Raw genomic sequence first — 13,250 nt, 5'->3', positions numbered from 1 at the left:
CCCCGACTCGCCCCTGATGCCACCCCCACGAGATCCACAGGAGATGCCTGCGCGAACCGTACGGTGATGGACAGGCCGCCCTCGGGGCGCGCGCCGGCGATGAGGGCGGCGTGGTGGCCTGGGCGACAGCGTCGACGATGGCGAGACCGAGGCCGACGCCGTCGCGGCGGGAGACGAGCGCTCCTCCGGCGACCGCGAGGTCGAGGGCCTCCCGGCAGGCCGAACGCAGAGTGCCGGCGTCGGGATCGGCGAGGGTGACCTCGAGGAGGGTCCGCAGCCCGGCGAGGGGCGTGCGCAGCTCGTGGGAGGCGTTGGCGACGAAGTGACGCTGGGCGTCGAAGGAATCGACGAGAAGACCAAGGGGGAAACCACCCGGCCGGCGCGCGCCGGCCGCCCGGCCGTCGTCCGTGAGGTCACGTCCGCGCCGTAGCGCTGGTACGGTCGGCCGACGTGGGGGAGCACTACTTCGCCGGGCGTCCGCAGGCGCGCAGCCGGCCGGGCACCGTGGACCTCGTCCTGCCCGATCTGCACTTCCGGCTGGCGACCGACCGGGGCATGTTCTCCCCTGACCGCGTCGACCTGGGCACACGCGTCCTGCTCGACAGCGTGCCGGCCCCTCCCCCCGAAGGCGACCTGCTCGACCTCGGCTGCGGGTACGGGCCGATCGCCCTGACCATGGCGGCGCGATCGCCGCAGGCGATCGTCTGGGGCGTGGACGTCAACGAACGAGCACTGGAATGTGGGCGGGACAACGCCCAGGCCGCCGGCCTTGACAATGTAAGGTTCGGCTTGGAGCAGGACGTACCGGCCGACACCCGCTTCGCCGCGATCTGGTCAAACCCGCCGATCCGCGTCGGCAAGCCGGCCCTGCACGCGCTGCTGGACACCTGGCTGCCCCGCCTGGTCCCCGGCGGCCTGGCCCACCTGGTCGTGCAGAAGAACCTCGGCTCGGACTCCCTGCAACGCTGGCTGCAGGACCGGGGATGGCCCACCGAGCGCCTCACCTCACGTGCCGGCTACCGGGTCCTGGCCGTCACCAACCCCGAGAAGGACACACCGTGACCACCGCCGACGCCCGCAGGCAGCTGCGCGCCACCGACGTCAAACGCCTCAACCGCGGCTGGCGGCGCCGTACCGAGAGCCGTCTCGGCCTGCTCGTGGAGTCGGTGACCCAGCCGTTCAACGTCGGATCGATCATGCGGTCGGCGGCGGCGTTCGGCGTCGAACACCTGTGGCTGGCCGGCAACGCCACTCCCCCGACCCACCCGGGCGCCCAGAAGACCGGACTGGGCACCGAGCGGCTCGTCCCCTGGGAGCCCGCCGTGCCCGTCCCCGACGCCGTACGGGCCGCGCGCGAGGCCGGGTTCCGCATCGTCGCGATCGAGCTGACCTCCGACGCGCTCCCCCTCCACGAGGCGCCGCTGGACGGCGACGTGTGCCTGGCGGTCGGCGGCGAGGACCACGGCTGCTCCCCCGCCCTGCTCGGCGCCGCCGACGCGGTCGCCTACATCCCCCAGATCGGGCGCGTCGGCTCCCTCAACGTCGCGGTCGCCACCGCCATCGCGCTGGCCGAGACCCGGCGCCGTGAGTGGGCCCGCTGACCTCGCCACGGCGCCGGCGCGGGTCAGCCCTGTGACATGTAGGTGGAGAACTCCTCCAGCGAGATCTCACCGTCCCCGTTGGAGTCCATCCGCTGGACGACCTCCGCGGCCGTCTCGTCGGTGATGTCCTCACCGAGGGCCTTCATCAGCTGCTTCAGCTCGGGAGCCGAGATGTGCCCGTCCTTGTTCACATCGACGATCTCGAAGGTCGCCGCGTAGGCGCTGGTGTCCGCCATGATCAAGCCTTCCTGCTCGGAGACGCGGCCACCGCCGGCCGCAGCGCACGACAACCTAGTCCAAAAGCCGTAACCCAGAAGACATGGACACGAGGTCCCGGCGATCGGCTTTGCCGATGTCATCAGGGTGTGCGGACACAGGCCCGCGCCTTTACGAAGTAAGGTGAGTGGTGAATCGCCTTTCACGCCGCCGAGCCGCCATACTCGAACAGGTGTCACCGGAGTTTGCGTTCCTCGATCACCCCGGGCCCATCCCGTTCGCCCACCGGGGCGGCTCCCTGAACGGCCTGGAGAACTCCATGGCGGCGTTCGGTCGCGCCATCGACCTGGGCTACCGCTACCTGGAGACCGACGTACGGGCCACGGCCGACGGCGTGCTGCTCACCTTCCACGACGCCGACCTGCAGCGGGTCGCCGGACGTCCCGGCGAGATCGCCCGCCTCCCCTACGCCAGGGTCGCCGCCGCCCGCATCGGCGGACGCGAGCCGATCCCGCGGCTGGAGGACGTCCTGGGCGCCTGGCCGGCCGCCCGCCTCAACATCGACGTCAAGGCCGAGAGCGCGATCGGCCCGCTCACCGAGGTGCTGCGCCGCACCGGCGCGTGGGACCGCGTGTGCGTCACCTCCTTCTCCTCCCGGCGGCTGAGACACGTACGCGCCCGCATGCGGCTGCTCGCCGGCCGCGACGTGTGCACCGCGCTCGGCCCCCGCGGCGTCGCCGCGCTGCGCGCCCACTCCGTCGCCGGGCCGCTGTCGGCGCTGCTGCGCACCGCCGCGACCGGCGCGCCGTGCGCGCAGGTGCCCTACCGGTTCGGCGGCACCCGCTTCATCACCCCCTCCTTCCTCGCCGGCGCGCACTCCCTCGGCCTGAAGGTCCACGCCTGGACCGTCAACGACCCCGCCGAGATGGCGCGGCTGCTCGACCTGGGCGTCGACGGCATCATCACCGACGACATCGAGACCCTCCGGGACCTGATGAGGTCCCGCGGCCTGTGGGCGACGGCCACCACATGACCGAGCGAAGCGAGGGAACCGAAAACACGCCCCGGTGGTCACACCCTCCGACGAAGGAGGCCCCGTGACCGACACCGGTGCCGCGGGCGAATCCGTCCGCACCGGCCCGCACGCCACACCCGCCGGCACACCCGCCGCCGTGACCGGCACCGTGGCGGCTCCGGACACCCTGCGCCGCGAACGGCGCGGCTGGTACTTCTACGACTGGGCCAACTCCGCCTTCTCCTCCACGGTCGTGACCGTCTTCCTCGGCCCGTACCTCAGCACCGTCGCCGGCGCGGCCGCGGACGCGCACGGCTGGGTCCACCCGCTGGGCCTGGACGTCCGCGCCAAGGCCGTCTTCCCCTTCGCCGTCACCGTCTCGGTGATCGCCCAGGTCCTGCTGCTGCCCGTCACCGGCGCCCTCATCGACCACACCGGCCGCAAACGCGGCACCCTGGCCCTGTTCGCCTACCTCGGCGCGTTCGCCACGATGGGCCTGTTCTTCGCCTCCGGCGGCCGCTACCTGCTCGCCGCCGGCCTGTTCATCCTCGCCAACATCGCGTTGGGCTGCGCCGACGTCGCCTACAACGCCTTCCTGCCCGACATCGCCGGCCCCGACGAACGCGACGCGGTCTCCTCCCGCGGCTGGGGCTTCGGCTACCTCGGCGGCGGGCTGCTGCTCGCCCTCAACCTCGTGGTGTACCTGCTGCACGACTCCTTCGGGCTGTCGCAGGCCATGGCGGTGCGGATCAGCCTCGCCTCGGCCGGCGTGTGGTGGGCCGCCTTCACCCTCATCCCGCTGCGCCGCCTGCGCGACCACCGCCGGGCCCGTACGGGCGAGAGCGCGTTCGGCGCCGTACGGGCCGGGTTCGCCCAGCTCGGCGTCACCCTCAAGGACCTGCGCAACCGGCCGGTCACGCTGCTGTTCCTGCTGGCGTTCCTGATCTACAACGACGGCGTGCAGACCGTGATCACGCTGTCGGCGACGTACGCGACGCAGGAGCTCGACCTCGGCCAGTCCGTCGTGATCGGCGCGGTGCTGCTGGTGCAGTTCGTGGCGTTCGGCGGGGCGCTGCTGCTCGGCCGGCTCGCCGACCGGTACGGCACCCGCCGCGTCGTGCTGGCCTCGCTCGTCGCCTGGACGGTGGTCGTGGTGGTCAGCTACACGCTGCAACGCGGCTCGATCACGCAGTTCATCGTCCTGGCCGCCGTCATCGGCATGGTCATGGGCGGCACGCAGGCCCTGTCGCGGTCGCTGTTCTCCCACCTGGTGCCGCGCGGGCGCACCGCGGAGTACTTCGGGTTCTACGAGATCAGCGACAAGGGCACCAGCTGGATCGGCCCGCTGGTGTTCGCGTTCGCCCTGCAGCTGACCGACAGCTACCGCAGCGCGATCGTCTCCCTCGTGATCTTCTTCGTGGTCGGTTTCGTCCTGCTGGTCGCCGTGGACGTCCCCCGCGGCGTCCGCGAAGCCGGCAACCCCCTCCCCCGCCGCGTCTGAGCCGCCGCGCGGACGAGCGAAAACCACAGGGTTGGACCGGCTCTGAGGCGGGAATCTTGTGACGGTATCCAGCGTTGCTCCACTAACGAGAACGCAAGCCGTCTGGGAGGCACGTCACGATGGCCGAGCGCGCACTTCGCGGCACCCGACTCGGAGCCACAAGCTACGAGAACGACCGAAACACCGACCTGGCACCCCGTCAGGAGGTCATGTACGACTGCCCGAAGGGCCACCGGTTCACCGTCATCCTGGCCGCCGAGGCCGAGGTGCCGATGACCTGGGAGTGCCGGAGCTGCGGCGCCACGGCCCTGATGGTCGACGGGGAAATGCCGCAGTCAAAGAAGGGCAAGCCCCCGCGCACCCACTGGGACATGCTCATGGAGCGTCGTTCGATCGAGGACCTGGAGGAGGTCCTCGCCGAACGCCTGGCAGTGCTGCGGGCACAGCGCAGGAAGACCGCATAAGCCGAAACGATCGTTGACGGGCCGTGCCGCCAGACCCCTCGGTGGCGCGGCCCGTTGCCGTCGTCCCTCCTCCGCCGGAGCCCGGCCGGCCGCTCAGCGCGGATCACGGTCCTCCTCGATCACCTCGCCCTGGACGACCCGGTGACCAGTGTCCGTACCGCCCGCAGAGCCGCTCTGCGGGCCCGGCTCGTGCCGGGGGCGGGCCATGCCGCCGAAGCCCTCGAATGAGGCCGCTGCGCGGCTCTGCGCGACGCGGACGCGGCGGCCGACGTAGACCGCCAGCAGCCGGCGTATCAGCGGGCGGGTGAACGGCAGCACGAACAGCAGCCCCGCGACGTCGGTGAGGAAGCCGGGCGTGAGCAGCAGAACGCCGCCGACCAGCACCAGCGCGGCATCGGCCAGCTCGCGGTCGGGCAGCCCGCCCTGGCGGAACGCCTCCGTCAGCGCGCGCCAGGCCCGCCGCCCTTCCCTGCGTATGATCCACGCGCCGAGCACGCTCTCCAGGATCAGCAGAGCCACCGTGGGCCATCCGCCGATGGCGTGACCGACCTGAAGGATCACATAGATCTCCAGGACCGGAACCACCAGGAAGGCGATGACCAGCGTCGCGCGAAGCATGGCTCCATTGTGACCCGCCCGGCGCGTGGTTCGCGCGCGGCGCCCCGCATCGGAGGCCCGCGGCGGGGCCACTGTCACGGAACCGCGGTGAACAGTTCGTAGCTGTGGCCGTCAGGGTCGCGGACGTAGACGCCGCGCCCGCCGCCGAGATGGTTCACCTCCCGGTCCCAGCCGTTCGCCGTCCCCGAGCCGAACGCGATCTCCCGCGCCCGCCGCAGCCGCGCCAGGACGCCGTCGAACGTGGCGTCGTCGACGAGGAAGGCGTAGTGGCCCGGCGTGGCCCCGCGCCGATCGTCGAAGTCGAAGGTGAGGTCGTGGTTGATCCGCACCGGCGTGAACGGGCCGGTGTCGGCGCCGGGCCCGGGCAGGCCCAGCAGGTCCGCCAAGAACGCGGCCGAGGCGCGCCGGTCGGTCGCGGGCACGATCAGGTGGTTCAGCACGACGGGCATGACGCCACTCCTCCAGGTGTATGCGATTCGCATGCAAATATACATGCGAATCGCACGCATTAGGATGGCGTCATGCGTTCCGATGAGACCGATGACAGCGGGCTTGAGAACGGCGGGTTCGAGAACGGCGGACCGGCCCTGTTCCGGCTCGTGCGGTTCTGGTCCCGCCGCTGGAGCGGTCTGGCCGCCGAGGAGCTGACCGGGCAGGCACGCCACGTCCAGCACATCCTCACCGTGGAGGCGGCGGAGGGCGCGGCGGACGCCGACGTGGGCACGATCGCGCGCCGGCTGGGCCTGGACCACTCCGGCGCCAGCCGCATGGTCCGCGACGCGGTCGCCGCGGGCTACCTCGTGCGCTCCGCCGCCGAGCGCGACCGCCGGCGCGCGTCGCTGCGCCTGACCGCCGAAGGCCGCGCACTGCTGGAGGGCTCCCGGCGGTGGCAGCGCCGGACCTTCGCCGAGCTCACCGCCGGCTGGGACGACGCCGACCGGGAACGCTTCGCCGGCTATCTGCGGCGGCTCGCCGACGAGCAGGGCGCGTGAGGCGACGCGTCCACGCCGGCCGCCTTTACGTAGTAAGGTTCCGCGTCGTCACGGCGGCGCGGGCGCCTCAGGAGGGGTCGCGTCCCGCCAGGCGGCCCAGGCGGCCCTCCACGCCCCACCGGGTGAGCTTCACGAACGCCTCGACCATGATGTCGCGGCTCATCTTGCTCGCCCCGTGGGTGCGCTCGACGAACGTGATCGGCACCTCGGCGACCTTCAGCCCCGCCCGTACGGTGCGCAGCGTCAGGTCGACCTGGAAGCAGTAGCCCTGCGACGTCACGTCGTCGATGCCGATCTTGCGCAGCGTCGTGGCGCGGTAGGCGCGGAAGCCGCCGGTCGAGTCGTGGACGTGGAAGCCCAGCAGCAGCCGCGAGTAGGTGTTCGCGCCGCGCGAGAGCGCCTCACGCTTCTTCGGCCAGTTCTCCACCCGGCCGCCGCGGACCCACCGCGAGCCGATCACCAGGTCGTTGTCCTCCAGCGCGCTGAGCAGCCGGGGCAGCTCCTCCGGCTGGTGCGAGCCGTCCGCGTCCATCTCGACCAGCACGTCGAAGCCGCGCTCGAGGCCCCACCGGAACCCCGCGACGTACGCCGCGCCCAGGCCTTCCTTGCCCGCGCGGTGCAGCACGTGCACATGGTCGTCCTCGGCCGCGAGGCGATCGGCGATCTCCCCGGTGCCGTCGGGACTCGCGTCGTCGGCCACCAGCACCTCGGCCTGCGGCACGGACGCGCGGACCCGCCCGACGATGCTCTCGACGTTGTCGCGTTCCTGATACGTCGGGATGATCACGAGAACCCGTCCGACGCCCTCCGTGGTCTCCACCCGCTAGGTCCCCCTGCTCGTCCGTGTCCTCCAGGCGGCGACGGCCGCCGCCGCGAACCCAAGCAGCGCCAGCGCCCATTCGGGGGTAGCGCCGAGATGATCGGAAAGCGTACGCGACGAGCGCAGGGGTACGCGCTCGACCTGCACAGCCGGTGTGAATTCCGTCGAACGATCCAGCACGCGGCCGTCGGGGGTGATGATGCCGCTGATGCCGCTCGTCGAGGCCACGAGCATGGTGCGGCCGTGCTCGACCGCCCGCAGCCGCGACATCGCGAACTGCTGCGGCGGCAGGCTGGTCCGCCCGAATGTCGCGTTGTTCGTCTGCACGACCAGCAGCGGGTTGGCCGCCACGTCGCGCACGAGGCCGTCGTAGGCGACCTCGAAGCAGATCACATCACCGATCTTCACCGGCCCGAGGCGCAGGTTGCCGGCCGAGCGGCCCTTGACGAACTCCCCCACCATGTCGAAGCGGGTGATCACCTTGCGCAGGAAGCCGCGGAAGATCGGGATGTACTCCCCGAACGGCAGCGGGTGCCGCTTGACGTAGTAGGCGCCGGGGCCGGTCTTGGGGTCCCACACGATGCCGCGGTTCTCCACATGCTCGCCGTCACCGTGGTCGATCACGGCGCCGACCAGCACCGGCACGCCGATGTCGCGGACGGCCGCGTCGATCACCTGGCGTGCCTGGGGGTCCTGGTACGGGTCCAGGTCGCTGGAGTTCTCCGGCCAGATCACGATGTCGGGCCGGGAGAGCCTGCCCTGGCGTACCTCCTCGGCCAGCTTGTGGGTCTCCCGTGCGTGGTTGTCCAGGACGGCCTCGCGCTGGCCGAGGAAGTCCAGGCCGGCGCGCGGGACGTTGCCCTGGACCACCGCGACCGTCACCGGCCTGCCGCCCGAGGGCCGCGGCACGAAGACGCCGGCCACGCCGAGGACCAGCACCCCGGCCAGCATGAGGGCCACGCCGCGCGGCCCGGCCGGCTCAGCGCCGGGAGACGCCGCGCGCCGCCGCCACAGCGCCAGCGCGGACGCGGCCAGCAGCCCGCCGGTGAGCGCGACCACGAAGCTGATCAGCGGCGCGCCGCCGAGCGGGGCGTAGCCGGTGTAGGGCGAGGCGGTCTGGCTGAAGGCCAGCCGCCCCCAGGGGAAGCCGCCGAACGGCACCCGGCCGCGGACGAACTCCTCGGTGATCCACAGCGCGGCCGTCCACAGCGGCCAGCCGGGCAGCCGGGTGGCCAGGGCGATGCCGGTGCCCAGCAGCGCGAAGTAGAGCGCCTCGAAGACGCTCAGGGCCAGCCAGGCGTCGATCCCGACCGGGCGCAGACCCTCGAACAGCGGGAAGCAGAACGCCAGCCCGTACAGCATGCCGAGCCCGGTCGCGGCGCGCGGGCGGCGGCCGCGCAGAAGGAGGGCGAGCACCGCGGCCGACACCGGCGCGAGCGGCCACCAGCCGATCGGGGGGAAGGCCGCGGCGAGCAGCAGCCCGGCGAGAACCGCCAGGGCCGGTCGTCGCAGTCGTGGGAGAAAACCTCGCCGACGGGACTCATCGGCGACGCCGGGGGTCTCCTCGGCGAGCATGTCCTGCGCCACCAACGCTCCTCGTCCGCATCGTTCGTTCTTGCGGAACCGTATCGTCCGCGGGCCGCGCCGACGAATGGAAGGTGCCGGGGGTGCGCCGCGGCCGCCCGTGCCGCCGCGTGCCGATTCGCCCGGCGGTGCACTCCGCACCGCTCACATCCTGACCCCACCGCGCCGCGCAGCGGGCGCCGTACGCGTGCCGGAACGGAAGAGAGCCCGGGCGGTCCCTTCGAACCGGACCCGTCTCGTCGGCGGCGAGCGCGTCGGTCCGTTGTCTGATGGGTGCCCAGGCTCTAACCGAGTCTCACCGGCGCCGGCCCGGGGTGCTCCCGGCCGGGCGCGCGGATGGCCTGCGTCTGGCTTTCGACGGTTGGCGCCGCACTGCGGCGCTGCCCTTCCCCCGTCACGGCGCAGGTGCCGCGGCGCCCCGGCCGGCCGGCCGGTACGCCCTCTGGTGGACGCCTAGGCAACTTATCGGTATCCGAAGCGATGTCAACCCATGCCGCGCGCGTCACGCACCGTCAGGAGGCGCCGGGGACCACGACCGTTCCGGTCGCCGTGAGGACCACCAGCGGTTCGGCCAGCACCTCCGCGGCCGACTCGCCCTTGTCCGGCAGCGAGCGGCACACCACTCGCGCCTCCAGCGCCAGGGTGCGGCTGCGGCGGCCCACGCGTGTGACGGTCGCGGTCGCCTCCAGCACGTCACCGGCCCGTACGGGGGCGCGGAACCGCACGTCCTCATAGCCGGCGAACAGTCCCTCGTCGCCGTCGGTGCGGATGCAGACCTCGGTCGCGACGTCGCCGAACAGGCCGAGGACGTAGGCGCCGTCCACCAGGCTGCCGCCGTAGTGCGCGTGGCCGTGCGGGACGTAACGCCGGTGCGTGACGGTCAGGCCGACCCGTGCGTCGTCGCTCACGATTCCTCCTGGGGGGTCCAGCTGGGCAGCAGGGCGTGCACCAGGTACGAGGCGACCTCGCCGGGGGTGGTGCCCTTGCCGAAGATGCGGTCGACGCCGAGCTCGGCCTCGGTGACGGTGTCGAAGCGCGGCCCGCCGGCGATGAGCAGCGGGCGTCCCATGCCCGGCCCGACGGCGGTCGGGTAGGCGGCGTGGAAGGCGGCGGCCATCTGCTTGGTGTTGTGGATGTGGGCGTTCTTCTGGGTGACGACCTGGGAGACGAGCACGGCGTCGGCGTTCTCGGCCTTGGCGCGTTCGAGGAGTTCCTCCACGGTCACCTGGGCGCCCATGTTCACGACCTGGATCTCGCGGTGGTACTCCAGGCCCTTCTCCCCGGCGAACCCCTTGACGTTGAGGATCGCGTCGATGCCGACGGTGTGCGCGTCGGTGCCGATGCAGGCGCCGACCACGACGAGGCGGCGGTTCAGCACCGTGCGGATGGCCAGCTCGATCTCCTTGGCCGGCAGCAGCGGGTACTCCCGCCCCTCGGGCACCTCGATGCCGGCGTAGTCGATCAGGTGGTTGACCTTGCCGTAGACGATGAAGAACGTGAAGTGAGGTCCCATCGCCTTGGCGTGCACGACGCTGGCCGGGTCCAGGCCCATCTGCCGGGCCAGGCCCAGGGCGGCCAGCTCGGCGCGCTTGCCGGCCGGCACCGGCAGGGTGAAGGACAGCTGCACCATCGCGTCGCCGGTGGTGTCGCCGTACGGGCGGATGATCGAGGGGAGGTCGGTCGCCTCCGGTACCCCGGTCGTGGTCTCGCGCTGGATCACCGCTGCACGCTCCCTGCGGGTGTCTGGGGCCGGTGGCCCGCGTGGGGGTCTTCGGTCTCGAGGATCTCCAAAGCCGGGCCCACGTAGCCGTCGGCGCGCTCAACCACGCCGTCCAGGCCCTTGCCGCCGTCGGCGGGCCGGCGCGTCACTCCGAAGGTGCCGTCGGCGATCGCCTGCAGGAGGGTGTCGTCGCAGATCCGCTCCAGCAGGTCGACCGACTCCGAGAGCACCTGCTCGGCGCGCTGGACGACGAAGCCGTCGGGCCGGGGCACGAAGTCCTCGGCCAGGGCGCCGCAGGCGTCCCGGACGTACCGGACGTTCTCCAGGGCCAGGTCGCGGTCGGACAGCCAGGGCGTGTGGATGCCCTCGGTCATCATGCCGATCAAGATGATCGACTGGCCGGTCATCACCCCGGCCAGGTTGAAGAACGCGTCCAGCAGGTAGCCGGCGAACACGTTCCCGGTCATGTGCTTGGTCGGCGGCATGTACTTCAGCGGCGCGTCCGGGAACAGCTCGCGGACCAGCTGCGCGTGGGCCAGCTCCAGCCGGAAGGAGTCCGGCAGGGCCGGGTTGATCTCGAAGGCGTGGCCGAGGCCGAGCTGGGAGTCGGCCAGGCCCGCCTCGCGGCCGAAGCGTTCGTTCAGCAGCTGGCTGACCACGACGGTGTGCGCGGCGTCGACCGCGTCGGCGGTGGTGAGGTAGTTGTCCTCGCCGGTGTTGATCACGATGCCGGCGCGGGCGTGGACCTGGCGGGAGAACCGCTGGTCGATGAAGGTGCGCCGGGGGTTGATGTCGCGGAAGATGATGCCGTACATGCAGTCGTTGAGCATCATGTCGAGGCGTTCGAGGCCGGCGAGCGTGGCGATCTCGGGCATGCACAGGCCGGAGGCGTAGTTCGTCAGCCGCACGTAGCGGCCCAGCTCCTTGGACACGTCGTCCAGGGCGGCGCGCATGAGCCGGAAGTTCTCCTGGGTGGCGTACGTGCCGGCGTAGCCCTCGCGGGTGGCGCCCTCGGGCACGAAGTCCAGCAGCGACTGGCCGGTGGAGCGGATCACCGCGACGACGTCGGCGCCCTCGCGCGCGGCGGCCTGCGCCTGCGGGATGTCCTCGTAGATGTCGCCGGTGGCGACGATGAGGTACACCCACGGCTTGGGCGGGTCGCCGACCTCGGTGAGCAGCTGGTCGCGTTCGGCGCGGCGGCGGTCGATGCGGGTGATGCCCTCCCGGGCGGCGGCGCGGGCGTGCGCGGTGGCCGCGGCGGCGTCGTCGCCGGAGGGCAGGCGGAAGGTCACCGCGCCCAGCGCGGCGGCCTGCGCCAGTGCGGACAGGTCGGCGTAGGACTCGCGGCGCAGGGCGTCCCAGACGGGCAGCGCGACGCCGTGTTCGAGGCCGACCTGGTCGCGTACGGCGTCGACGAGGTGGTTCACCCACGGGCGGCCGTCGGCGTCGGCGCCGGACAGGCCGGCCAGGCGCAGCTGCGCGCGTTCGACCGAGACGGTCGTGTGCGTGCGGGCCATCTCGATGACCGGCTCGGCGGCGCGTTCGGCGAGGCGGCGTGCCTTGGCCACCACCTGCGGATCCAGGTTCAGTTTGCCCATCACTCCTCCACCCGCTCCTTGAAGATCTTCGCTACGCCGGGCTCGGTGCGCAGCAGGTCCAGCGCCATCTGCGCGTGCCCTGGGGCGTACCCGTTTCCGATCAGCATGGTCACATCGGCGGCCAGTCCCTCGGCGCCGAGCGCCGCGGCCGAGAACGAGGTGGCCATCGAGAAGAACACGATCGTGCCGCCCGCGGCGGTGGCCAGGATCGCGCCGTGCTCGCAGCCGGGCACGTCGACGCAGACCACGGTGACGTCGGCCGGCGCGCCGACGGCGCCGGCGAGCGCGATCGGGTCGCGGGCGTCGGCGATCACGACGTCGTCGGCCAGTCCGGCCGCGCGCAGCCGCGCCGCCTCGGCCTCGAACGGGACCACTCCGATGGTACGTGCGGCGCCGGCGCGGCGAGCCGCGGCCAGGGCCAGGGACCCGCTCTTGCCCGCGGCGCCGATCACCGCGACGACCGGCGCGGTACGGGCGGCGACGACGCGGTGGGTGAGGGCGGGCGCGCCGCAGACGTCCATGACGGCCAGGCTCAGCCCGGCGGGCAGGTCGGCCGGGAGTTCGGCGGCGATCGAGCGGGCGAACAGGATCGCGTGGCCCTCGGCCGGGACCTGTTCGCCGTGGCCGTCCCAGCGGCGCAGGTCGTCCTCGACGTGCAGCGGCGTGAGGGTCAGGGAGACCAGGGTGGCGATCCGCATGCCGGGCGTCAGGCCCAGCGGGGACCGCGGGCCCACCTCGTCGACCACGCCGATGAGCATGCCGCCCGAGCCGGTGACCGGGTTGTGCATCTTGCCGCGGGTCCTGATGATCTGCAGGACCTCGGCGCGGATGGCGTCCGGATCGCCGTCGTGGGCGGTGTGGAGCTGCCGGTAGGAGGCGGCGTCCAGGTTCAGGCGTTCGAGGCGTACGCGGACCTCGTCCTCGCGGATCCGCGGATCGGGATCCAGACGGCGGGCCGCCTGCGGCAGAACGCCGGGCGGCTCCAGGACCCGGTGCAGACCGACCGGAGAGCTGTTCATCCCTCACCTCAAGGTAGCGTGTAGTGGAATATCTGCTGGGGGAACCTAGTTTAGAGAAAGAATTTCCCGTATGGTCCCGCAGACAGTGAACATCATCCGCGA

The 13,250-nt window shown here is 72.2% G+C and carries 15 protein-coding genes and 1 pseudogene; 6 read left to right on the top strand and 10 right to left on the bottom strand.

Annotation, left to right across the window (positions count from 1 at the left end):
• Positions 1–202: 202 nt before the first annotated feature.
• A pseudogene (locus tag ACQEV1_RS26260) lies at positions 203–343 on the bottom strand (histidine kinase dimerization/phospho-acceptor domain-containing protein); the annotation flags it as partial.
• 107 nt (positions 344–450) lie between these two features.
• Between ACQEV1_RS26260 and ACQEV1_RS26255 the strand changes: the two are divergent.
• Positions 451–1,062, top strand: a complete 612-nt coding sequence (locus tag ACQEV1_RS26255; RefSeq protein ID WP_433396725.1) for a class I SAM-dependent methyltransferase — start codon at positions 451–453, stop codon at positions 1,060–1,062.
• Positions 1,059–1,601: a TrmH family RNA methyltransferase gene (locus tag ACQEV1_RS26250; protein WP_285624491.1), complete on the top strand. Its 543-nt coding sequence runs from the start codon at positions 1,059–1,061 to the stop codon at positions 1,599–1,601. Before ACQEV1_RS26255 ends, ACQEV1_RS26250 begins: the two co-directional genes overlap by 4 nt.
• Positions 1,602–1,624: 23 nt before the next feature.
• Here the strand turns inward: ACQEV1_RS26250 and ACQEV1_RS26245 are convergent, their stop codons facing one another.
• A complete protein-coding gene (locus ACQEV1_RS26245; RefSeq protein WP_285575525.1) occupies positions 1,625–1,837 on the bottom strand; it encodes an EF-hand domain-containing protein in 213 nt (70 codons plus the stop codon).
• A 212-nt stretch (positions 1,838–2,049) separates the two neighbouring features.
• Here ACQEV1_RS26245 and ACQEV1_RS26240 point away from each other — a divergent pair, with 212 nt between their 5' ends.
• The 3 genes from ACQEV1_RS26240 (at position 2,050) to ACQEV1_RS26230 (ending at position 4,797) form a co-directional block, all read left to right on the top strand.
• Positions 2,050–2,850: a glycerophosphodiester phosphodiesterase gene (locus ACQEV1_RS26240; RefSeq protein WP_433396723.1), complete on the top strand. Its 801-nt coding sequence runs from the start codon at positions 2,050–2,052 to the stop codon at positions 2,848–2,850.
• 64 nt (positions 2,851–2,914) lie between these two features.
• Positions 2,915–4,333 (top strand): MFS transporter, encoded by a 1,419-nt coding sequence (locus ACQEV1_RS26235; protein ID WP_285624497.1) that lies wholly within the window; start codon positions 2,915–2,917, stop codon positions 4,331–4,333.
• Between the two features lie 119 nt (positions 4,334–4,452).
• Positions 4,453–4,797, top strand: coding sequence for an RNA polymerase-binding protein RbpA (locus ACQEV1_RS26230; protein WP_141963948.1), 345 nt, complete (start codon positions 4,453–4,455; stop codon positions 4,795–4,797).
• 93 nt (positions 4,798–4,890) lie between these two features.
• Here ACQEV1_RS26230 and ACQEV1_RS26225 read toward each other — a convergent pair whose 3' ends face one another.
• Together ACQEV1_RS26225 and ACQEV1_RS26220 are read right to left on the bottom strand one after the other, a co-directional pair.
• Positions 4,891–5,415: an FxsA family protein gene (locus ACQEV1_RS26225; protein WP_285624499.1), complete on the bottom strand. Its 525-nt coding sequence runs from the start codon at positions 5,413–5,415 to the stop codon at positions 4,891–4,893.
• Positions 5,416–5,489: 74 nt separating this feature from the next.
• The gene (locus ACQEV1_RS26220) at positions 5,490–5,864 is read right to left on the bottom strand and encodes a VOC family protein (RefSeq protein WP_433396720.1); all 375 of its coding nucleotides are present in this window, start codon (positions 5,862–5,864) and stop codon (positions 5,490–5,492) included.
• A 72-nt stretch (positions 5,865–5,936) separates the two neighbouring features.
• Between ACQEV1_RS26220 and ACQEV1_RS26215 the strand changes: the two genes are divergently transcribed.
• Entirely contained in the window at positions 5,937–6,407 is a 471-nt protein-coding gene (locus tag ACQEV1_RS26215; protein ID WP_433396718.1) for a MarR family winged helix-turn-helix transcriptional regulator, read from the top strand.
• 67 nt (positions 6,408–6,474) lie between these two features.
• On the opposite strand, the gene ACQEV1_RS26210 is transcribed toward ACQEV1_RS26215, so the two are convergent.
• The 6 genes from ACQEV1_RS26210 to ACQEV1_RS26185 form a co-directional block, all read right to left on the bottom strand.
• On the bottom strand, positions 6,475–7,227 hold the full coding sequence (locus ACQEV1_RS26210; RefSeq protein WP_285624507.1) for a polyprenol monophosphomannose synthase: 753 nt from the start codon (positions 7,225–7,227) through the stop codon (positions 6,475–6,477).
• A gap of 3 nt (positions 7,228–7,230) precedes the next feature.
• Complete coding sequence (gene lnt / locus ACQEV1_RS26205) at positions 7,231–8,814, bottom strand: apolipoprotein N-acyltransferase (RefSeq protein ID WP_433396716.1); 1,584 nt, start codon at positions 8,812–8,814, stop codon at positions 7,231–7,233.
• A gap of 509 nt (positions 8,815–9,323) precedes the next feature.
• Positions 9,324–9,719 carry a MaoC family dehydratase gene (locus tag ACQEV1_RS26200; RefSeq protein ID WP_285624512.1) on the bottom strand — a complete coding sequence of 132 codons (396 nt, stop codon included), beginning with the start codon at positions 9,717–9,719 and terminating at the stop codon, positions 9,324–9,326.
• Positions 9,716–10,531 carry an OAM dimerization domain-containing protein gene (locus ACQEV1_RS26195; protein WP_285575507.1) on the bottom strand — a complete coding sequence of 272 codons (816 nt, stop codon included), beginning with the start codon at positions 10,529–10,531 and terminating at the stop codon, positions 9,716–9,718. Before ACQEV1_RS26195 ends, ACQEV1_RS26200 begins: the two co-directional genes overlap by 4 nt.
• Positions 10,528–12,129, bottom strand: a complete 1,602-nt coding sequence (locus ACQEV1_RS26190; protein ID WP_433396713.1) for a lysine 5,6-aminomutase subunit alpha — start codon at positions 12,127–12,129, stop codon at positions 10,528–10,530. The genes ACQEV1_RS26195 and ACQEV1_RS26190 overlap by 4 nt, the downstream gene beginning before the upstream one ends.
• Positions 12,129–13,148: an L-erythro-3,5-diaminohexanoate dehydrogenase gene (locus ACQEV1_RS26185; protein ID WP_433396711.1), complete on the bottom strand. Its 1,020-nt coding sequence runs from the start codon at positions 13,146–13,148 to the stop codon at positions 12,129–12,131. The genes ACQEV1_RS26190 and ACQEV1_RS26185 overlap by 1 nt, the downstream gene beginning before the upstream one ends.
• Positions 13,149–13,250: the final 102 nt, after the last annotated feature.

The sequence above is a fragment of the Actinoallomurus sp. CA-142502 genome (assembly GCF_050936355.1).
GTDB classification, from domain to species: domain Bacteria; phylum Actinomycetota; class Actinomycetes; order Streptosporangiales; family Streptosporangiaceae; genus Actinoallomurus; species Actinoallomurus iriomotensis.
Note: the sequence above shows the minus strand (reverse complement) of the source record. Positions and strands in the feature narration are given on the sequence as shown.

What these genes read in the sequence shown, in the direction of transcription:
- ACQEV1_RS26245 (WP_285575525.1), bottom strand. Translation starts at nt 1,837, where the DNA reads ATGGCGGACACCAGCGCCTACGCGGCGACCTTCGAGATCGTCGATGTG.
- ACQEV1_RS26230 (WP_141963948.1), top strand. Translation starts at nt 4,453, where the DNA reads ATGGCCGAGCGCGCACTTCGCGGCACCCGACTCGGAGCCACAAGCTAC.
- ACQEV1_RS26225 (WP_285624499.1), bottom strand. Translation starts at nt 5,415, where the DNA reads ATGCTTCGCGCGACGCTGGTCATCGCCTTCCTGGTGGTTCCGGTCCTG.
- ACQEV1_RS26220 (WP_433396720.1), bottom strand. Translation starts at nt 5,864, where the DNA reads ATGCCCGTCGTGCTGAACCACCTGATCGTGCCCGCGACCGACCGGCGC.
- ACQEV1_RS26215 (WP_433396718.1), top strand. Translation starts at nt 5,937, where the DNA reads ATGCGTTCCGATGAGACCGATGACAGCGGGCTTGAGAACGGCGGGTTC.
- ACQEV1_RS26190 (WP_433396713.1), bottom strand. Translation starts at nt 12,129, where the DNA reads ATGGGCAAACTGAACCTGGATCCGCAGGTGGTGGCCAAGGCACGCCGC.
- ACQEV1_RS26185 (WP_433396711.1), bottom strand. Translation starts at nt 13,148, where the DNA reads ATGAACAGCTCTCCGGTCGGTCTGCACCGGGTCCTGGAGCCGCCCGGC.